The sequence below is a fragment of the Gordonia sp. DT101 genome (assembly GCF_049844895.1).
In the GTDB taxonomy this organism is placed as follows: Bacteria; Actinomycetota; Actinomycetes; order Mycobacteriales; family Mycobacteriaceae; genus Gordonia.
The window spans coordinates 284,916-304,383 of the sequence record NZ_JBNCLX010000002.1 but is presented as its reverse complement, the minus strand read 5'-3'; the positions used below and the strand labels follow the sequence as shown (position 1 = coordinate 304,383).

General features: G+C 67.5%; 15 protein-coding genes and 1 pseudogene. 13 read left to right on the top strand and 3 right to left on the bottom strand.

What is annotated here, in order from left to right:
• The first annotated feature begins 5 nt into the window (after nucleotides 1-5).
• The 3 genes from ACLQ3I_RS07915 to ACLQ3I_RS07905 all read left to right on the top strand — a co-directional run bounded on the left by ACLQ3I_RS07915 (nucleotide 6) and on the right by ACLQ3I_RS07905 (nucleotide 6,042).
• Nucleotides 6-1,928, top strand: coding sequence for an Hsp70 family protein (locus tag ACLQ3I_RS07915; protein WP_425801069.1), 1,923 nt, complete (start codon nucleotides 6-8; stop codon nucleotides 1,926-1,928).
• Between the two features lie 75 nt (nucleotides 1,929-2,003).
• Nucleotides 2,004-3,506 carry a hypothetical protein gene (locus tag ACLQ3I_RS07910; protein WP_425801067.1) on the top strand — a complete coding sequence of 501 codons (1,503 nt, stop codon included), beginning with the start codon at nucleotides 2,004-2,006 and terminating at the stop codon, nucleotides 3,504-3,506.
• A 136-nt stretch (nucleotides 3,507-3,642) separates the two neighbouring features.
• Nucleotides 3,643-6,042 carry an ATP-binding cassette domain-containing protein gene (locus ACLQ3I_RS07905; RefSeq protein ID WP_425801065.1) on the top strand — a complete coding sequence of 800 codons (2,400 nt, stop codon included), beginning with the start codon at nucleotides 3,643-3,645 and terminating at the stop codon, nucleotides 6,040-6,042.
• A gap of 66 nt (nucleotides 6,043-6,108) precedes the next feature.
• Here ACLQ3I_RS07905 and ACLQ3I_RS07900 read toward each other — a convergent pair whose 3' ends face one another.
• Nucleotides 6,109-7,377, bottom strand: coding sequence for a DUF7373 family lipoprotein (locus tag ACLQ3I_RS07900; protein ID WP_425801063.1), 1,269 nt, complete (start codon nucleotides 7,375-7,377; stop codon nucleotides 6,109-6,111).
• Nucleotides 7,378-7,691: 314 nt separating this feature from the next.
• On the opposite strand from ACLQ3I_RS07900, the pseudogene ACLQ3I_RS07895 reads away from it, so the two are divergent.
• The 4 genes and pseudogenes from ACLQ3I_RS07895 to ACLQ3I_RS07880 all read left to right on the top strand — a co-directional run.
• Nucleotides 7,692-7,961, top strand: a pseudogene (locus ACLQ3I_RS07895) (ABC transporter); the annotation flags it as partial.
• A gap of 263 nt (nucleotides 7,962-8,224) precedes the next feature.
• Entirely contained in the window at nucleotides 8,225-8,467 is a 243-nt protein-coding gene (locus tag ACLQ3I_RS07890) for a hypothetical protein (protein ID WP_425801061.1), read from the top strand.
• A 34-nt stretch (nucleotides 8,468-8,501) separates the two neighbouring features.
• Nucleotides 8,502-9,590: an NAD(P)H-binding protein gene (locus ACLQ3I_RS07885; RefSeq protein ID WP_425792367.1), complete on the top strand. Its 1,089-nt coding sequence runs from the start codon at nucleotides 8,502-8,504 to the stop codon at nucleotides 9,588-9,590.
• Nucleotides 9,587-10,306, top strand: coding sequence for a CPBP family intramembrane glutamic endopeptidase (locus ACLQ3I_RS07880; RefSeq protein ID WP_425792366.1), 720 nt, complete (start codon nucleotides 9,587-9,589; stop codon nucleotides 10,304-10,306). The genes ACLQ3I_RS07885 and ACLQ3I_RS07880 overlap by 4 nt, the downstream gene beginning before the upstream one ends.
• A gap of 494 nt (nucleotides 10,307-10,800) precedes the next feature.
• Here the strand turns inward: ACLQ3I_RS07880 and ACLQ3I_RS07875 are convergent, their stop codons facing one another.
• Nucleotides 10,801-11,655: a VOC family protein gene (locus ACLQ3I_RS07875; RefSeq protein WP_425792365.1), complete on the bottom strand. Its 855-nt coding sequence runs from the start codon at nucleotides 11,653-11,655 to the stop codon at nucleotides 10,801-10,803.
• Between the two features lie 169 nt (nucleotides 11,656-11,824).
• On the opposite strand from ACLQ3I_RS07875, the gene ACLQ3I_RS07870 reads away from it, so the two are divergent.
• The 5 genes from ACLQ3I_RS07870 (at nucleotide 11,825) to ACLQ3I_RS07850 (ending at nucleotide 16,608) form a co-directional block, all read left to right on the top strand.
• Nucleotides 11,825-12,493, top strand: coding sequence for a TetR/AcrR family transcriptional regulator (locus tag ACLQ3I_RS07870; protein WP_425801059.1), 669 nt, complete (start codon nucleotides 11,825-11,827; stop codon nucleotides 12,491-12,493).
• Entirely contained in the window at nucleotides 12,490-13,809 is a 1,320-nt protein-coding gene (locus ACLQ3I_RS07865) for a CoA transferase (protein ID WP_425801057.1), read from the top strand. Before ACLQ3I_RS07870 ends, ACLQ3I_RS07865 begins: the two co-directional genes overlap by 4 nt.
• Nucleotides 13,803-15,212 carry an amidohydrolase family protein gene (locus tag ACLQ3I_RS07860; protein ID WP_425801055.1) on the top strand — a complete coding sequence of 470 codons (1,410 nt, stop codon included), beginning with the start codon at nucleotides 13,803-13,805 and terminating at the stop codon, nucleotides 15,210-15,212. The genes ACLQ3I_RS07865 and ACLQ3I_RS07860 overlap by 7 nt, the downstream gene beginning before the upstream one ends.
• Before the next feature lie 21 nt (nucleotides 15,213-15,233).
• Nucleotides 15,234-15,677, top strand: coding sequence for a TetR/AcrR family transcriptional regulator C-terminal domain-containing protein (locus ACLQ3I_RS07855; RefSeq protein WP_425801904.1), 444 nt, complete (start codon nucleotides 15,234-15,236; stop codon nucleotides 15,675-15,677).
• Nucleotides 15,678-15,822: 145 nt separating this feature from the next.
• Nucleotides 15,823-16,608, top strand: coding sequence for an enoyl-CoA hydratase/isomerase family protein (locus ACLQ3I_RS07850; RefSeq protein ID WP_425792361.1), 786 nt, complete (start codon nucleotides 15,823-15,825; stop codon nucleotides 16,606-16,608).
• 27 nt (nucleotides 16,609-16,635) lie between these two features.
• Here ACLQ3I_RS07850 and ACLQ3I_RS07845 read toward each other — a convergent pair whose 3' ends face one another.
• Nucleotides 16,636-17,430: an MBL fold metallo-hydrolase gene (locus ACLQ3I_RS07845; RefSeq protein WP_425801053.1), complete on the bottom strand. Its 795-nt coding sequence runs from the start codon at nucleotides 17,428-17,430 to the stop codon at nucleotides 16,636-16,638.
• A gap of 34 nt (nucleotides 17,431-17,464) precedes the next feature.
• Here ACLQ3I_RS07845 and ACLQ3I_RS07840 point away from each other — a divergent pair, with 34 nt between their 5' ends.
• On the top strand, nucleotides 17,465-19,468 hold the full coding sequence (locus ACLQ3I_RS07840; protein WP_425801051.1) for an alkaline phosphatase family protein: 2,004 nt from the start codon (nucleotides 17,465-17,467) through the stop codon (nucleotides 19,466-19,468).

Genomic DNA, 19,468 nt, shown 5'->3' with positions numbered 1-19,468 from the left:
AGCACATGTCACCCTCTGCATGGACCTTGGCCATCGACTTCGGCACGTCCAACAGTGCCGCGGCGCACTCCGGCGCGACCAGCAGAGCCGTTGAGCCGCTGTCGTTGTCGCACGCCAGCCACCTGATGCCATCGAGTGTGTACGTCGCGAGTCCCGACAACATCTTCGTCGGCGACTCGGCGATCAACCAGGCCCAACAGGACCCGGCCGGATTCGTCGCCTCCCCGAAGCGGCTGATCACCGGTAAGCCGACGATCATTGTCAACGGGATGGCATTGCAGGCACACGTGCTGGTGACCGCGGTGATGCAAGCAATCATCAACCGCGGCAAGGCCGCACACTCCGGAGAGCCCCCATCTCACGTGGTGCTCACCCATCCCGAGGGGTGGGCAGGGCAGCACAAGCGGATCTTGGTCGACGGCGCCATTCACGCCGGCATCGATCCCACCAGGATCATCACCATCTCTGAGCCGCGCGCCGCGGCCGCCCACTACTCGCGCTCACACTCGCTCGACCCGGGCTCCAAGATCGCCGTGTTCGACTTCGGTGGCGGCACCTTGGACATCGCGGTACTCACCGTCACCGAGGACCACGCGTTCTCGGTCATCGCTGCCCGCGGCGACAATGGGTTGGGCGGCAAGAACTTCGACGCGTTGGTGCAGCAGTGGGTGGATGAACGTCTCGACGAGCGTGACCCGAACCTGGTGGATTGGTTGCGCCGTCAAGCGCCACCAGATGTCACCCAGGCGCTGCAGCAGTCGATCCGCACCGCCAAGGAACTGCTGTCAGAGGCTCCTTCGGCCACGATCACCGTGCCGGGCCCGGCCGGGCGTGTGACGCTGCAGATCACCCGCGACGAGTTCGAAGAACTGATCCGCCCGGCGATCGATCGGGCGATGTCGCTGACCAAGGCCACGTTGCTCGACGCCGGGATCACCCACCCCGGTCAGCTGACCTCGCTGTATTTGACCGGCGGTTCTTCGCGCATTCCGTTGATCCAGCAAAGGCTCGGCGAACTCGGCTCGGTCGCCACCCTCGACGACCCGAAAACCGTTGTCGCCCAGGGCGCATTGGTGACCGCGCTGGCAGAAGCCGCGCCGACCACCAGCCAACAGGCGGCGATGTCGCCGTCGGCGGGCGAGTTGATGCCGTCGTGGCAACAGGGCCAGGACCGTCGGCCCACCGGCGCCTCACCGACCCCGGCGGGCGGGCAGCCCGCCCAGACGCCCGTGGGGCAGGCTTACGGGCGGCGAGTCGGTGGACCCGAGTTCGCCGGCCACGACACCGCCGCCGCGCCCTCAGCAAACCGGAGCGGTCGCCGCTGGGGACTCGTCGGCGGGATCGCTGTGGCCGTCATCGCCATCATCGGTATCACCGTCGGCGTGATCACGATGTCCGGCGACGACAACGGAGGTGACGAGACACCCCCGACGGCGGCCAACGCAGCAAGCGCTGCAGGCAACGCGGCAGACGCGACAGGCAAAGACGGCGGCCGGATCATCACCGACGAGACTCAGCTCGTCGCGGCACTGCCGGGGGCGTTACAGCAGCAACTGGGCACCTGCAACAAGTCCGGATTCGATTCGAATGACGCCCTGGAAATGAACTGCCAGATCAAGGATGGCTCATCGCTGGCCGAACTGGGCAAATCGACTGGATTCTTCATCAGCTTCTCCGTCGACGACAACAAGGCTGCCGGCCGGATCGTCGCCGTCCGCAACGGGACCTACAGCGACGGCAAAGGAACGCTGGTCGAAGACTCCGGCCGCACCGCCGCCGCCGACATCGACAGCGCGATGTCCGGTAGCACCGACAACTACAACATCGACTACGCGAGCACCGCGACGGGCCTGAACATGACCGTCTTCGGGGTGAACTCGATCGCCGACGCCAAGGCGTTCCTGTCGCGATCGGGCCTGATCTCCTGACCGGGAACAATTTGCGAACGTGCTGCATCCAATCCCTGACACCCCGAACTGAGACTTGAGAGAAAGGCGGACAGCATGTCCACTCCGTTGAACCCCGAAGGCGATCTGACCACCAACGATGTCGTGGACACCGACGGTGACGGCCGGCCCGACACAGTGCAGATGACCGACGAGGCGGGCAACAAGATCGACGGCACCGTACAAGACGACGGCACCGTGACCTTCACCCAGAACGGTGAGCCCGCCGGCGAGGTCACCGCCGAACAGCAGCAGGCCGCTGCCGGCGGCGCGGCCGTGCCGCTGCCCGCCGACGTTCCGGCCGACGAGCCCGCAACGGCCCCGCCGGTCGACACCGCTGCCCCGGCCGATGTCCCCGCCGACCCCGCAGCCCCTCCTGCCGCTCCGGCCGCTCCGGCCGACGAACCGGCCGACGCAGCACCGGCCGACGCCGCTCCGGCCGACGCAGCTCCGGCCGATCAGCCGCAGGATGACTCCCAAGGGGAGTTGACCCCCGAAGACCAAGAAGTCCCGCAGGACCCCGACATCACCTCGAACGCACCGTATGACGCGAACCAGGACACTGGCGCGACCGGCGACGATTCAACCGGCGACGATGCGACCGCGTCGCACGAAGCGGCCGCAGACGCCCCGGCCCCGACCGACGCGCCCACCGATGCCCCCGCCCCGACCGATGCGTCCGCCCCGACCGAGGCGCCCGCCGATCCTGCTGCCCAGCCGGACGACAGCGGTGACTCGCTGACCGCAGCCGACCAACAGGTGCCGGAGAACCCCGACATCACCTCGGGCACACCGTATGACGCCGGCCAGGGCGCCACCGGCAGTGACGCCCCCGCCGACCCGGCAGCCCGGGCAACGGGAGAACCGGCAACGGAAGAACCGGCTGCCGCTGCGGCCCCTGATGGCCCGCAGCACACTCCCGACACCCCCGGCGCACCGGACGGCGACGGCATTCAGGTGACCTCAGCCCTCGACACCGACGGTGACGGCAACCCCGACGTCGTGCACGCCATCGACACCGAGTCCGGCGACCATCTCACCGCCCACCTCGATGCCCAGGGCAACGTCACCTTGGTCGAAGACGACGTCGACCACGACGGCAACCCCGACATGATCGCCTACGGTGGACCGAACGGCTCCACCATCGTCGAAGCCGACGTGGACCACAACGGCAGCCCGGACCTGGCGGCCAAGGTCGGCGCCGACGGACAGCTCGAAGAGGTGCACACCCTCGACGCCGCGGGCAACGTGACCAGCGCGACCCTCGACACCAATGGCGACGGATCACCGGATGTGACGCTCGCCGACACCGACGGTGACGGCAAACCCGACGTGCAGGTGCTCGACCAGGACCACGACCAGATCCCCGACACCGTCATCCACATGGACGCCGGCGGCGCAGCCATCTCGACCGAGTACGTCTACGGCGGCCCCGATGGAGCAGACGCCGACCCGGTTGCACCCGGCGAGGAGTTGCCGACCATGCCGCTGACCGAAGAGTTCCACGAGGCCAACCACGGCGCCGACCACGATGTCGCCGACCCGCACGGCGACATGTGACATCGCTGATGAGTTGACGCACTACCCGGACCGGCCGGGTGGGGCGACGCCCGCCGTCGCCGCACCCGGCCAAACCGTATGCAGCACAGCACAACCACCATCTCCACGAGATCGGACCGCACCAGTGATGACGACGATGACGCCGGGCAGCGTGTCTGTCGAGGGGACGCTACGCACGCTGGGGGACCAACCCCGCCTCACCGTGGGTGCGGCCCCCGACAACGACATCGTCGTTGATCATCCGATGGTCGAAGATCACCATCTGCGCATCGAATGGCGTGGCGACCGCTGGTGGATCGCGATCGGCGGGCACGATGCGCGGGTGTTCTCGGCGGGCCGGCTTCTCACCGAGCAGCCGGTCACCGGCACCGCACAACTGCACCTGGGCAGCCCCGGCCGCGGCCCCATCCTGGTCATCGCCCTGGCCGCTGCCCCCGCACCACATCAGCTCGATCCCACGCCACAGGCCGGGATGGTGCCACCCCAACGGCCCTACACTCCACCACCGCTCCCGCCGCAACCGCGACAGCCGCAGATACCGAGCACCTCAGCCTTCGTGATGCCACCGCAGCTGCGCGGGGCGCCACATCTGCAACCCATCCAGCACAACAGCGACGGCAACGAGATCGTCCTGTCCGGCGCGCAGACCATCGGCCGTACGCCGGGCAACGACATCATCGTCGACGACATGCTCGTCTCGCGCCACCACGCCCGTATCACCGCACATCGCACCGGTGTACTGATCGAGGACCTGGGCAGTGTCAACGGCACCCATGTCAATGGAAGCCGGATCAGTACACCCACCGCGCTGACCGACGGCGCCGTCCTGACCATCGGCAACTCCGACTTCGTGCTGGCCGGCCACACCCTGCGCCGCGGCCAGGCCCCGGCGATCACCGGCGGCGGACTACACCTGCAAGGCATCAACCTCGTCGTCGACGGTGACAAGAAGCTCCTCAAAGACATCGACTTCGCCGCCCGACCGGGCACCCTGACCGCCGTCATCGGCCCCTCCGGTGCCGGCAAATCCACCGTGTCGAAGATCGCGGCCGGTCTGAGTAGCCCGACGACAGGTGAGGTCACCTTCGAAGGGCGCAACGTCCACGACGAATACGACGCGCTGCGCACCCGTATCGGCATGGTTCCCCAGCAGGACGTCCTGCACCACAAACTCAGTCTGCGCCAGGCCTTGCGCTACGCCGCCGAACTTCGTCTCCCACCAGACCTGTCCACCGCCGACCGGGACTCGGTCATCGCCGGTGTCCTCGAAGAGCTCCAGCTGACCGAGCACTTCGATACCCGCGTCGACAAACTGTCAGGCGGCCAACGCAAGCGGGCGTCGGTGGCGATGGAATTGCTCACCGGCCCGTCGCTGCTGATCCTCGACGAACCCACGTCCGGGCTCGATCCTGCGCTCGACCGTCAGGTGATGGCAACCTTGCGCCGCCTCGCCGACGCGGGCCGTGTGGTACTCGTCGTCACCCACTCTCTGACCTACATGGCCATGTGCGACCAGGTGCTGCTGCTGGCGCCGGGCGGCAAAACCGCGTTCTGCGGCAATCCTGATGATGTGGCCGGGGCGATGGGGACCGACGAATGGGCAGAAATCTTCGCATTCGTGGCTGCCCACCCGGATGCGGCCTACCAGCAACACCTGCAACGCACCCGTCATACCCCGCGCCCGTCGCGCCCGCCACGGCCCGCCGGTCACGCCAGCTCAGCACCGCAGAGCAGCGGCTGGGATCAGTGCAGCACCGTAGCTCGCCGCCAGATCAGGCTGATCTTCGCCGATCCCGGCTACCTCGCGTTCCTCGCGATAATGCCGATCGTGCTCGGTCTGCTGACACTGGTCATCCCCGGGTCGGCCGGGTTCGGCGCCAACAGTGGCGGCGAGGCCATCCAGATTCTGATCGTATTGGTCATCGGTGCCGCTTTCATGGGGACCGCGCTGACCGTGCGTGACCTCGTCGGCGAACGCGACATCTTCGAACGTGAACGCGCCGTTGGCCTGCGGCCGCACGCCTACCTCGCCGCGAAAATCATGGTGTACTTCGTCACCACCATCATCCAGTCCGCGGTCATGGTCGCGATCGTCTTTGTCGGCAAAGGCACACCCAGCGGCGGAGTGATCGGCTCTGGTCCACTGGAGTTGTTCATCTCCGTCGCCGCACTGGCATGTGTGAGTACCTTGGTGGGCCTTGCCATTTCGGCCACCGTGCAATCCAACGAACAGACCATGCCACCGCTGGTGATCATGGTCATCTCGCAGTTGGTGTTCTCCGGCGGCCTGTTCGAGCTCACTGCGCCCGGGCTGCAGCAGCTGTCGTGGCTGTTCCCCTCCTACTGGGGGTATGCGACCTCCGCGATTGCTGTCGACCTCACCAGAATCTCCGCGATGACACCACAAGCCCAGGACACGAAGCTGTGGGAGCCAGAGCTGAGCAACGTAGTGCTGAGCTACAGTGCGCTGCTGCTCATCTCGATCGTGCTCGTCGTTTACACAGCGTCGCGGTTGCGGCTCAAACGGCATCGCTGAACCATCCGGCCCGGGCCGGATGGTTCAGGTTGCGCACTGCCGAGCACCGACGCTCTAGTTCGCGTTCTAGTTCGCGTTCTGATCCGCCTTGGTGAGGATCACGTATTGTGCCGAGATTGCTTGGTGCACATCCCTTTTGTCCCGCGCGCTGTAGTTGCCGACGTAGCGCCCCTTCTGCACGTAGCAGGCGTACCACGTACCGGTGTCGAGCGTCTTGCTCTGGCACTTGGCGGCGGGCAGCCCGACCGGAACCGCCGCATCGGCCCAGCCCTGGCTTCGGCTCGATGCCAGCGAGATGTCGACGATGGTCTTTGCGCCATCAGGCGTGGACGCCCGGTACACGGTCGATTTCTCGATGGCGTTGGCCGTGGCGCCGACGTCGGTGAGCATGGTGAAGTCGGTCTTGGGATCACTGCTCATCTGCGCCATCCCACGGGGTCCGTAGACCGCTCGGATGCTGCCGCCGGGAAGTGCGGTTTTGACACCCTTCTTGATCTCGTCGTCGGTGTAGGGCAACGCGTAGATCAGAACATGATTCTGATCGACGACGGGTGCACTGCTCCCGGTGATGCCCCTGGCCTTGGCCTCGTCCTTTGTCGGCGTGGCCGGGAACTTGTCGATCAGCGCACTCTGGAGCGCAAGGGCCTTACGGACGGTCGGCTCCAACATGTTCTGCTGCGACGGCGTCGTCTCGAACCACTGATAGAGCACATAAGAGTTGTGCGGCGTGAAGGCCATCATCTGCTTGTTCCCACCGTGGCCTGCCTGCACGACCAGCGTGTCCGGTAGCCCGGGCAGCGTCGTCGGTCGCGCTTTGTCCCCGGCCGCGGTGGCGTCGGCCATCTGCCGGGCGGCGTCCCTTGCGTCAGCGGGGGTCAGATAGCGGAGCACCATGTTGTTGAGGGCCCGCTTGGTCCCGGCGCGCAGGCTCTCATCCGAGGTCGCGGCCGCGTCGACGAAGCCCATCATCATCTTCTCGTTCGCGGGCACCTTCGCGGTGTCGGGAGCGAGCACCATGCCGAGACCGCTCGGCCCGCTGATCACCATCGTCGGCATTTTCGCATTCGTGAGGTCGTCGTCGATCTCGAACGGCACCACCACGAACTGAGCCATCCGCTGCCCCTCGACCTGGAGAATGTTGTCCTGAGTGGCCTTCCCGAAGGCAGGCCTCGGTGTGGTCGGATAGGCGCCGGTGTCGAGGGCCGCGGCGTCCACGGACGGCTCGGACGCCGGACCGGACGCACTGGTCGCCTCTCCCTGAGTGGTGCATCCTGCGATCGCCGTGATCGCGGCGAGAACCCCCACCCAACGCACCACCGGCTGCCGATTCGTCATCGTCCCTGTTCCCCTCGTCGTGTGCAGTCGCGCGGGTTGACCGGTGTTCTGGCCGGGCGCTGGATGCTCAATACAATTGTTCGATGCAACGGCGACCGGAAAGGTTCCCGGGCACGCCTTCACGTCTGTGACTCTCAGGGTGCAGGTTAGTGCAGTACTCAGTTGATCCGTGCATCCACACACTGGGCAAACCTACGACGATGCACCGACGGCGTGCGGGGCGCCGGGGTGGTGGACGGGGCGGTCAAGGTGCTGCGTGCCTACCAGATGGAAGCCCTTGCCGACATCGCGGTGGGCCGACTTCACGCCTGCCTCGCCACCGGTGGGCGCGGGCGATGGAACTGCTCACCGGTCTGTCGCTGCTGATCCTCGACGAACCGACGTCCGGATTGGGCCCGGCGCTGGACCGGCAGGTCATGGCCACACTACGGCGCCTCGCCGACGCCGGCCGGGTGGTCGTCGTGGTCACCCATTCGCTGACCCACCTGTCGATGTGCGATCAGGTCTTGCTCCTCGCACCGGGTGGCAAGACCGCTTTCTGCGGCGCTCCCGACCAGGTGGGCGCCGCGATGGGCACCGGCGACTGAGCCTAGATCTTCGCGTTCGTCGCCGCCTACCCCGACACCGCCCACGAGCAACACCGACGTACCCGGCCGCCGTCACCCGCTGTGCGGACTGGCCATTTCCGCTTCGGTGCGCTCCGCCGAGCAGACGATGCCGCCGATGGTCATCGCCGTCATCTCACAGCTGGTGTTCTGTGGCGGTCTCTTCCGTCTCACCACCCCGGGGCTGCAACAACTCTCGTGGTTGTTCCCGTCGTACTGGGGTCACGCGGTATCCGTCGTCGGTGGACCTCAACACGATCGCACCGCTGGCACCCCAGACCGCCGACGGCCAGTTGTGGGAGCCGTCGACCTCGACCGTCGTGCTCGGGTACAGCGCCCTGCTGTTGACCGCGACGATCCTGATCGGCGTCACCGCCTCGGCCGCTGACTGTCGTTATACGACCGTGACCGACGTCGCGATCGCGTTGCACACCGCGCCCGGCAGCGGCAGGTTGTCCGCATTCGCACTTAGCGTCGAAGCATGACCTCGACCCGACCCGCACACGCACGGACAGACCGATGAGAGTGCTGGTCACCGGTGCCACCGGATATGTCGGCTCCCGTCTCGTGTGTGCGCTGGTCGACCGCGGCGACGACGTCGTCGTGACCAGCCGCCGGCCGGCCACACTGCGACGTTTCGGCTGGTACGGCCGCGTCACGGCCATCGCCATGGACGCCGACGACAGCGAGTCGGCGCACGATGCGGTCGCGAGCGCCGGCGACATCGATGCGCTCTACTTCCTGGTCCACGGGATCGGTCAGCAGGACTTCGACGAAGCCGACACGCGCGCCGCGCACAACGTCGCGGTCGCGGCACGCGCGACGAACGTGCCCAGGATCGTCTACCTCGGCGGCTTCGTACCCGACTGTGACCACGACGACCTGTCCAGACATCTGCGCAGTCGCGCCGAGGTCGGTGCCGCCCTCGACATCCCGGGCGGCCCCGATCTGGTGTGGCTGCGAGCCGCGGTGATCCTGGGCGCCGGCTCGACGTCGTTCGAGATCATCCGGTACGTGGCCGACCGGCTCGCGGTGATCCCGCAACCGGGCTGGGTGGACAACCCGATGGACCCGATCTCGGTCCGCGATGTCATCCATTACCTGGTGGAGGTCATCGACCCGGCCTTCCCGCCGGGTGCCTACGACATCGCAGGCCCCGACGTCGGCACACGGTACGAATCGGTCCTGTCGGAGTACATCCGTGCCATCCGGCAGCCCCGCCTCCGGGTGCCGGTCCCCTTCGTGAACTCGCACCTGGCCGGCCGGGTGACCGGCATGCTCGTCCCGGTGCCGAGCTCGCTGACCGCCGATCTCGTGGCGTCGCTCAGCCAGCCGATGACAGCGACCGAACATTCCATCCGCGACCTGGTTCCGGATCCGCCGAACGGGCTGGTCCCGATGCGAGAGGCCATCGAATCGGCCGTGCACACCACGCCACCCCGCTCGGTGTGTGCGCTGGCCGACCCGCATCATCTCGCCGACACCGACCCGGGATGGGCCGGCGGCGACCTGATGAGGATCCGGCGTGCGGTCACCGGCGGGATCGGTTCGATCGTGGGCTTCACGACGCGTCGGGTGCGAAGCGTGGTATCCCTGCTGTCAGGATGACTGTCACTCTCGACAACCTCAGGCGACGACTCACCGCACCGGCACCGGCGACCCGATTCGACGATCCGGCGACACTGACGCGCCGACGACGGGTGGTCGCGATCTTCCTCGTCCTGGGTGCGGTGGTCCTGGGCTTCTCACTCTCGTCAGAGCCGGGCGATGCTTCCTTCTATCCGTTGACGATCGCGTTGGCGGCGATCTGGATCGTCGGCGGGCTGCTCTCGGGGCCGATTCGACTGGGCCGATTCGGCATTCGAGCCGGATCGGCGACGGGCCGATCGTCGACGATCGGCGCTGCCACCCTCGGCACGGCGATCGGTCTGCTCGTCGGAGCGGCATTCGTGGTCGGGGCACTCATCACCCGGGAGATCCCGGCCCTCGCCGACCTGGTCACCCAGGTCCTCGACCTCGGTGATCGCGGCAGCATCATCGCTGTCACCGTGATCACCCTCGGCAACGGCCTGGCCGAGGAGGTGTTCTTCCGCGGCGGCGTCTACTCGGCCGCGCAGAATCACCACCCGGTGCTGGTGTCGACGGTCCTTTACACGCTTGCCACGCTCGCCAGCGGCAATCCGATGCTCGGATTCGCCGCGCTCATCCTGGGCGTGATCTGTGCGGTACTCCGGCGATGCACAGACGGCGTCTTGGCACCGATCTGCACCCACGTCGTGTGGGGCGTCGTGGTCCTGTTCTGTCTTCCGCCGATCTTCGGGTGACGGCCGGATACCGCCCATCATCGCGTCGGCGTCTGTCCTTCGTTCTCACCCATCGCCTGCGCCCAATCGCGATGTCCGTCGAAACCGTACGATTCCGACCGCCGCGATAGCGTCCTGTCAGCTCCCGAAACCCATCGAGGTCGCCGCGAGCACGATCCAGGAGGGCACGCAGCCGCAACAGCGCGACTGATCGAACTGCCGAATCTTGTTCGGCGCGCACAACTTCCAGACGTTCGATGGCACCCTGCACCTCGGTGAGGTCGTCGTCGGAACCGCGCGCGAGCAGCGAACCGACCAGAACTCCGGTCGCCCACACGCAATATCCCAGCCGGTCCTCCTCGTGCAACTCATCGACCACACGACGCATCATCGGTATCGATGCGACATGACCGTCGCGCCTGGCGACCTCGCGGGCGATCCACAGATCGGCAATCGGGACATCCTGCAGCGCAACATTTTTTCTCGTCCAGGCCCAGACCTCGACCTCCGCTTTCTCAGGCCAGCCAGACCGGGACGCCGGTGTCCGCGTGGTCGGGCAGACGGACCAGTCGCGCCGGGTCGGCGGCAAGATCGTCGGCGGTGAGATCGCCGTCGCCGAAGAGGACGAACGCCACGCCCTCCTCCGACGCACCTTCCCAGAGGCCGGCAGAGCAGGGCGTCGACCACGGTTCGCGGACCAGGATCGAGCGGCCGCGCCCCCAGGTCGCGAAGAACCATCCGTCCCCGGCCTCGATGACGTCGCCGAGCAACGCCCGACCCAGAAGGTCATGGGCCCGGTCGAGGTCGGACACGGTCATTCCGACGATCGACATCTCCCGGTTCGGCGTGCCAGCCCGGGGGAAATCCTCCGGCGCGGTCGAGAACGACCCTTCGGCGACGATGGTCTCGTCGTCGGCCCGGACCACCTGGACGAGGGTGCCGATACCCGATGCCTTCGGATGGATGAAGACCTCGGTCCAGATCGGGTCCGTCCGCGAGTCCCCGAAGGTCGCGAAGCCCCGCCGGCGCAGGTCGGCCAGGGTCTCGTCGAGGTCGGGCACCTTGAAGGTGAGGTGATGCGCCGACGGTCCGCGCTGTTCCAGGAACCGGTCCATGAAACTGCCCGGCTTGTCAGGCGCGATGAACTCCATCCGGAGGCCGTCACCGTAGACGAGCTGGTACGGGGCGTACTCACCGGAGACTCCGCCGTATCCCCACCGCCCGCCGAGCTCGCCGACGAACCGAGGGTAGGCGTCCTCCCAGCGCCGCACGCCCACCGCGAGGTGATCGAGGGTCGGCCAGCGCACATTCGAGACGTTCCGGTCCACTGTCGTGCCGACGCTCTGCGTCGATCCGGATGTCGAGGGCATGGGCTGCTCCTTACTTCCACCGTATGAGGATCTTCGTGAGACAGTAGTACAGTTTCTGCACAACTGTCTAGCATGGACAGGTGGCACCAGTGGCGACTCATATCGCCGCCATAGACTGGCCGGCAATGGCCGACTGCCACTCGAGGCAACAGCGACGAGGAGAATCGGCGTGACGACCGGATTTGAGGATCTCTGGCCCGCACCGGGCCGAGGCGTGACGTCGACGCGGACGACCGAGGCCGACAAGGCAACCGAGGACCGGCTCCTCGAGGCCACCGACCGACTAGTACGGCAGGTCGGGGTTCGACGGCTCAGCATGTCCGAGGTGGCCCGGGCCGCCGGCGTGGCCCGGGGCACGCTCTACCGGTACTACGAGTCCCGCGACGTCCTCCTGGAAGCACTGCGACGCCGGACCACCGAGTGGTTCTTCGACGAGGTCACCGAGGCCCTCACATCGCTGCCCACCCTGTCCGAACAGGTGGGTGAGTTCAGCGAGATCATCGCGCGGACCATCAACCCGCCGCGGGATCAGACGCCACATCGCGCCAGGAGCGGGACCAACCCGGCCGCGATGATCCACATCCTGGGTACACATGGCACCGAGGCCGTGGAGCGAACCGCATCGTTCCTCCTGCCGTACGTCGAGGCGGCACGTGAACGCGGCGAGATCCCGCAGGACACCGACGTCGCCGGAGCGAGCGCATGGTTGGCACGAATCCTGCTGTCGTTCACAATCTTCCAGGTGTCGTCGAACCCCGACGACGACGGCCGGCCGGTGAGCGAGCTGATCGTGCGCTATGCCGTCGAGGGCCTGGCCGGACCACGCGGCGACCGGTGACCATCGAGCACCGCATGCCGTCGGCCGTCGTCTCCCGATGGCTGAACACGTGGTGGCCGAGCACGTCTCGCGACGCGATACCGACCCTCGACCACTCGGCTCCCGGGTGTGCCGTCCTGCAGTGGGCAGGCAGCGGCGGCATGGAGCTGACCGGCGTCTCGTCGGCAGCCCCGCTCATCTCACCCGCCGCAGCGTACGGGGTGCTCGACGTCGCCGTGGGTGAGCTCGCCCGCCTGACCGGCCTCGCCGGCGACGCCGTCCACCTCGACGCCGGGGCCGTGATCGGCGCCCGCGCCGCCCTGCGCGGGTTGCACCGGAACGGCCAGATCTCTGCGGGCGGCATGACCAGGCTGATCCGCGCGGCCGACCAGTGGATCGCGATATCCCTCTGTCGCCCAGATGATGTGGCATCGGTTCCGGCCATCATCGGGGACCGGGGAACCGACGACCCATGGCAGGATCTGACGGACTTCGCCGCCCGAACCGCCGCGTCCGATGTCGTTGACCAGGCGCAACTGCTGGGTGTCGCGGCTGCGGTACTCGACGCTTCTCCAGAACACGCCGAGCAGGCACCACTCCCCTTCCAGGTGACCGACATCGCCTCCCGGACGCCCACTCTCGCCATCAGCGGTGCGACGGTTGTCGATCTCTCGTCCCTCTGGGCGGGCCCGCTGTGTGGCGGCGTGCTGAACCGGGCCGGCGCCCGGGTGATCAAGGTCGAGAGCACCGGGCGTCCCGACGGCGCCCGCATCGGCGACCCGGTGTTCTTCGAGTGGCTGCACCGCGGACAGGAGTTCCGAGCCGTCGACTTCACCTCCGACGAGGGCCGGGATCAGTTGGCGCACCTGATCGATGCTGCCGACATCGTCATCGAGGCCTCCCGCCCGCGCGCCCTCGAGCGGCTCGGGCTCTCGCCCGACCGCCTGACGCACCGACCCGGGAAGATCTGGGTCAGCATCACCGGGGGCGGCCGATCGACGCCCATGCAGGTGAACTTCGGGGACGACGCCGCGGTCGGTGGTGGCCTCGTCGGCTGGCACGGCGACCAACCGGCATTCTGCGCAGATGCGATCGCGGATCCGCTGTCGGGGATCACCGCGGCACTCGCGACGGCCGCGGCGGCGGAAGCGGGCGGCGGCGTTCTGATCGATCTGTCGATGGTCGACACCGTCGCCTCGTTCACCACCGCCGAACTCGCCTGTCCGGGAGAACATGTCGTCCGCGACGACGGCGGTGGCGGATGGGCGGTCGAGTGTTCGCACGAGCGGCGCCACAGTCCCGTCCGCGCCCCCACGGCATCGGGTCTCCCATGCTGATCCGCAACGCCTGCACCCTCGACCGGGGGGTCGTCGATGTCCGCTGCGACGACGGACTCATCACCGAGGTCGACTCGCGCCTGCGCCCCCAGGCAGGCGAGCACGACCTCGACGCCTCGGACTGCTGGGTGATGCCGGGCCTGCACGACCACCACCTCCACCTTCGCTCCCTCGCAGCCACTGCCGGCTCCATCCGGGTCGGGCCGCCGGACGTGCAATCCGACGATGAACTGCGCGCCGTACTGCAGGCCGCGGATCTACGCGCGCTGCCAGGAGAGTGGTTGCGCGCCTACGGCTATCACGAATCCGTGGCCGGCCCACTCACACGCGGAGTCCTCGACACCACGGTCGCCGAACGCCCGGTCCGGGTCCAGCACCGCTCCGGCGCCCTGTGGATTCTGAACAGTGCGGCCTGCCGGGAAGTGGGAGTCGATGCGTGCGCACTCCCCGGCGTGGAGCGTGATGCCGCAGGCAATCCCACCGGCCGCCTCTGGCGGATGGATTCCTGGCTGGGCGACCGGCTCGGCGCCACCATGCCGTCGCCGCCGCCCGACCTGGCAACCCTGAGCCGGCGTGCGGCCGCACGCGGTGTCACCGGGTTCACCGAGGCCACTCCCGATCTCTCGCAGTCGTCGATCGACGCCCTCGCCGCGGCGGTGCGCTCGGGCGACATCGTGCAGCGCGTCCACTGCATGAGCACCCCGGACATCCGGCCGCCAGGCCACCAGACGCCGGGCCGGCCGACAACATTCACCCTGGGAGCGACCAAGATCCTCCTCGATGACGACCGGCTGCCGACGCTTCCCGAACTCACCGAGGCCATGAGGGAGATCCACAGATCCGGGAAACCGGTGGCCGTGCATTGCGTCACGCGTCTACAACTCATCGTCACGATGACCGCTCTGGACGGCGCAGGCGTGCTGCCCGGCGACCGGATCGAACACGGCGCCATCATCCCTGCGGAATGCTTCGACTGGCTGCGCGATCACCGGATACCCGTCATCACGCAGCCGAACTTCCCGTTCGAGAGGGCCGAGCAGTATCGCGTCGAGGTCCCCGCCGACGAACAGGCCGACCTCTGGCGGCTGGGGAGCCTGCTGGCAGCCGGGATCCACGTCGCCGCCGGGACAGACGCCCCGTTCGGCGGCTCGGACCCCTGGACGGCGATCCACGCGGCCACCATCGACCACTCCGGCCGCGACCCACTCGAAACCGTCTCTCCCGCCACGGCGCTCGGCTTGTTCTGGGGCACACCAGAACAGCCCACGGTTCCCCGCGCCATCGAGCCCGGCGCAGTCGCCGACCTGGCCGTCGTCCGCGGCGCACCGGAAGACGTCCGTCGCAACCCGACGTCCGTCGACGTGGTCGCCACTGTCATTGACGGAATCGTCGCGTATCCGTGATCACCCGAATCACTACAACCGATTACCGTAAGGTATACGGTAATCGGCGCGGCGCAAGGCAATTGGCGGAGTTCCCTGTCTGACTACGTTCACACCGTGCGCAGCGACCTTCTCGCCAACCGAGTCTTCGCCGACCTGCTGGTGATCAGGGCCCATCCGATCTCTCGACCCTCGAAGCTCGAAGCACAACACATCGAATGCGCATTGGCGCGACTCGCAGCCGCACAACTGCCTCCCGACGATGCCTGCCGAGTTCTCTCGGCTCTGCGGTTTCACCTCCTTGGTTCCGTCGCGGTGGCTCGTCTTCAGGACAGGCCCAACCTTGCACAAACGGCCATCGAGACGCGCGGACACGCTGAGCACGTCCGGCAGGATCGCACTTTCGAATTCAGCTTGCAGAGCATTCTCGACCACGCCTCACACCTGATCGATCGGGCATCCAGCCCAGCTGACAGCGTCCGGTGACTGATGACCCGCCACGTTACGATTCAACGGTGACATTGCACCTGATCCTGAACACCTCCGCCTTCACACGATCTCGGCGGCCCGGAGGGTACAAATCCCCTCGTCGGATTTCCCGCACGGTCGTTTCCACCACGAAAGCCGGCCGATGAATCTGCTCGTCGAGACCCACAATCGGGTACGCACACTGACATTCAACCGCCCCGACGCCCTCAATGCGTTCGATGAGGCGCTCTACGATGCCACCGCGCAGGCACTCATCGACGCCGCCGACGACCCCGAGGTCGCCGTCGTTCTCCTGACCGGCACCGGCCGGGCCTTCACCGCCGGAACGGATCTGAAGGAGATGGCGCAACGCGTCGGCGATCCCGACTTCGTGCCGGGGCGATACGGATTCCCTGGTCTGATCGACGCGCTGGTCGCGTTTCCCAAACCCCTGATCTGCGCGGTCAACGGACTCGGCCTCGGGCTGGGTACCACCATCCTCGGCTTCGCCGATCTCGCCTTCGTGTCGACCGCCGCGCGGTTCAAGTGCCCGTTCACCAGCCTCGGGGTCGCACCCGAGGCGGCGTCCTCCTACCTGCTGCCCCGTCTGCTCGGTCGGCAAGATGCAGCCTGGGTGCTGATGTCCTCGGAGTGGATCTCGGCCGAGCAGGCCGTGGACATCGGCTTGGCGTGGCGCCTCTGCGCGCCGGAGAAGCTTCTCGACGTCGCGACTGCACACGCCGAACAACTTGCGCAGCAGCCGATCTCCAGTCTGATCGCGGTGAAGCGAACGATGACCGAACCCATCCGGGATCAGATCGATGCGGCCCGTGACCGCGAGAACGCGGCATTCGCCGAGTTGATGGGCGGCCCGGCGAACACCGAGGCGCTCACCGCCTTCGCCGAAGGCCGCTCCCCCGATTTCACCACGTTGCCCGCCGGAACCTGACGCGCGGAGGGCGACCGGCAGGGCGGATCAGTCGTCGCCGATGACGATCCGATCGCCGGGCGCCAGTTCGGTTGCCGCGACACCGTGTTCGACGGCCTCGCGGACAAATTCGGCTCCCGGATCATGGAACAGCCCGGGTCGCATCCGGTCGAGGCCGATCGGCCACAGGGTTCCGTAGTGGATCGGTACCGCTCGTCGTGCACCGATCATCTCGGCGGCGGTCACCGCGCGAACCGGATTCAGGTGCCCGGCCCCCAGAGTCGGACCCCACCCGCCGACCGGGAGCAGTGCCAGATCGGGCTCGCGCACCCAGTCCCCGAGGTCGGCGTAGAGGTCGGTGTCCCCGGCGAAGTACGTTGTCGAGTCGCCGACGACGATATAGCCGAGCGCGGACGTCAGGTGCTGGCCGCGTCGCCAGCGGCGGCCGTCGTGTTCGGCGGGCACCACGCGGATGACGACGTCGCCCATCGGTACCTCGTCGCCCGCGTCGACCTCGATGAGCCGTGCCCCGAACTCCCGAAGCGACGGCAGCGCATCCGGGGCATGACGCGGAAGCACGATCGGGACGTCGCCGTCGAGCATGCGCAACGACGGTAGGTGCAGGTGATCGGCGTGGAGATGGGAGAGCGCCACCACGTCGGCGGCCGCCACCACGGCGTCGTCGGGGATCGGCCCGCGTCGGCGTCGAAGGTGCGCCACCCGGGCCGTCAGGACCGGATCGGTCAGCACCGCCGTCCCACGATCAGAGATCAAGGTGGTCGCGTGCCCGAGCCATCGCATCCAGGACCGATGCCCGGCTCGGTCCTCCGGTGTGCCGTTCATCCCATTACGATCCCAAGGCAAGCGAAAGGACGCCATGCGCAGCACCGCACGAGCCATCGGCATCGCGATCGAGTTGATCGTGCTGTGGCTGACCTCCGCTCTGGCCATGCTGGTCCTCGACATGGCGTTCGGAGGCGTCACACTCGACTCGGTCACCGTGGACGGACACACCACCACCCTGCCGGCCGCACTCGTCCTCGCATTGGTGTTCGGTCTGCTCACCGCGATTCTCTGGCCGGTGATCGTCCGTGCGATGTCGTGGATCGGCCCGGTGGTGCTGTTCCTCCTCGTCTTCGTGGCGAACGGCCTGCTGCTGATGCTGTCGCTGGTGTTGGTTCCGGTGGCAACCGTCGACCGCACCTTCGACCTCTTCGTCATGGCCGCCCTGCTGTCGCTGTTCACATCGGTCGTCGGCGGCATCATCGCCTCACGATCGGATACGTCCTATCGGCTGATGCAGGTCCGTCGGCAGCGATTCCGGCGGCGCCACACGTCCGGGTCGTCGGAGGTGCCGGGACTGCTGTGCCTGCAGATCGACGGCCTCGGACACGAGGTCTTGCGACGTGCGATCGCCGACGGCGTGACCCCGACCATCGCGAAACTGGTTCGGGAGTCCCATCGGCTGGTGCCCTGGCACACCGATTGGAGCAGCCAGACCGGGGCGTCCCAGCTCGGCATCCTGCACGGATCGAATCACAACGTGCCTGCGTTCCGGTGGTTCGACAAGGCGTCCGGGACGATCTCGGTGTTCAGCAATCCCCGGGACAACGAGCAACGTGAGTTCGAACGCGCGGATCTGCCGGGTCTGCTCGCGGTCGATGGCGCCAGTCGCGGCAACCTGTTCACCGGTGGTGCCGACGACAACGTCCTCGTGGTCAGCCGTATGCGCGGTGCGCGGCTAGGCGGCGGGGCCGGCTACTCGTCCTATTTCGTCGACCCGTCGAGCGCCCTGCGCACCGTCGTCCGGATGATCGCCGAGATCCAGCGTGAGCTCCGGCAGTCGTTGCACCAGCGCCGTCGCGACATCCGGCCGCGGGTGCCACGAGGTGGCGTGTATCCGTTCGTCCGCGCCTTCACCACAGTCGTTGCCACCGATGTCACCGTGGCGACGGTGGTCCGCGACCTCATCGACGGCCGCGGCATCATCTACGCGGATCTGATCGGCTACGACGAGGTGTCCCACCACTCCGGCATCTCGCGGCCGGAAACCCTTGCGGTGCTGACCAAGATCGACGAGACGGTGCGCCTGCTGTCTGCCGTGGTCGAGCAGGCCGACCGCGATTACCACGTGGTGCTCCTCTCCGACCACGGCCAGAGCCAGGGCGCCACATTCGCCCACCGATACGGGGAGAGCCTGCCCCAACTGGTGCACCGCCTGTGCGGAGATCCCGCGCATCCGGAGACCGACGACGACTCCCACCGGACCTACGCCGAGGGCCAGCTCTACGCAACCGCGAGCATCCGCCCGCCGAACCTGCCGGAGGAGCCGGTGGTCGACACCGACGCCCCGGTGGTGCTCGGTTCCGGGAACCTCGGACTGCTCAGTTTTCCGGCCATCCCGGGACGTGCCGACACCGCGTCGATCGAGGCCGCGTATCCGGGTCTCGTCGATGCCTTACGCCACCATCCCGGGATCGGTTTCCTGCTGATCTCTCGCCCCGCGGGCGGATCCGTGGTGCTCGGCGACGGCGGGACCGTCGACGTCGCGACCGGCGCCGTGACCGGCATCGATCCGTTACGCGACTTCGGTCCAGACGCCCTCGAGAAGATCAGGCGGACAGATGGTTTCGACAACGTCGCGGACATCATGGTCGGCGGGGCGTACTGGCCCGAGACCGACGAGGTGGCGGCATTCGAAGAACAGGTCGGCTCACACGGCGGCATGGGCGGGCCGCAGAGCACACCGTTCCTGCTCCATCCGGTCGGACTACCCGATCCCCCGAATCCGTTGCACGGCGCCGAAGCCCTGCACCGGGTACTGGCCGGCTGGCGGGACAACACAGCCAACGCACAGCGAGCGAGCAGTTCGTTTCGTTAG

Bases quoted from the DNA above. Each gene is read 5' to 3' on its own strand.
- ACLQ3I_RS07915 (WP_425801069.1), top strand. From the start codon at position 6: ATGTCACCCTCTGCATGGACCTTGGCCATCGACTTCGGCACGTCCAAC.
- ACLQ3I_RS07910 (WP_425801067.1), top strand. From the start codon at position 2,004: ATGTCCACTCCGTTGAACCCCGAAGGCGATCTGACCACCAACGATGTC.
- ACLQ3I_RS07905 (WP_425801065.1), top strand. From the start codon at position 3,643: ATGACGCCGGGCAGCGTGTCTGTCGAGGGGACGCTACGCACGCTGGGG.
- ACLQ3I_RS07900 (WP_425801063.1), bottom strand. From the start codon at position 7,377: ATGACGAATCGGCAGCCGGTGGTGCGTTGGGTGGGGGTTCTCGCCGCG.
- ACLQ3I_RS07885 (WP_425792367.1), top strand. From the start codon at position 8,502: ATGAGAGTGCTGGTCACCGGTGCCACCGGATATGTCGGCTCCCGTCTC.
- ACLQ3I_RS07880 (WP_425792366.1), top strand. From the start codon at position 9,587: ATGACTGTCACTCTCGACAACCTCAGGCGACGACTCACCGCACCGGCA.
- ACLQ3I_RS07875 (WP_425792365.1), bottom strand. From the start codon at position 11,655: ATGCCCTCGACATCCGGATCGACGCAGAGCGTCGGCACGACAGTGGAC.
- ACLQ3I_RS07860 (WP_425801055.1), top strand. From the start codon at position 13,803: ATGCTGATCCGCAACGCCTGCACCCTCGACCGGGGGGTCGTCGATGTC.
- ACLQ3I_RS07850 (WP_425792361.1), top strand. From the start codon at position 15,823: ATGAATCTGCTCGTCGAGACCCACAATCGGGTACGCACACTGACATTC.
- ACLQ3I_RS07845 (WP_425801053.1), bottom strand. From the start codon at position 17,430: ATGAACGGCACACCGGAGGACCGAGCCGGGCATCGGTCCTGGATGCGA.
- ACLQ3I_RS07840 (WP_425801051.1), top strand. From the start codon at position 17,465: ATGCGCAGCACCGCACGAGCCATCGGCATCGCGATCGAGTTGATCGTG.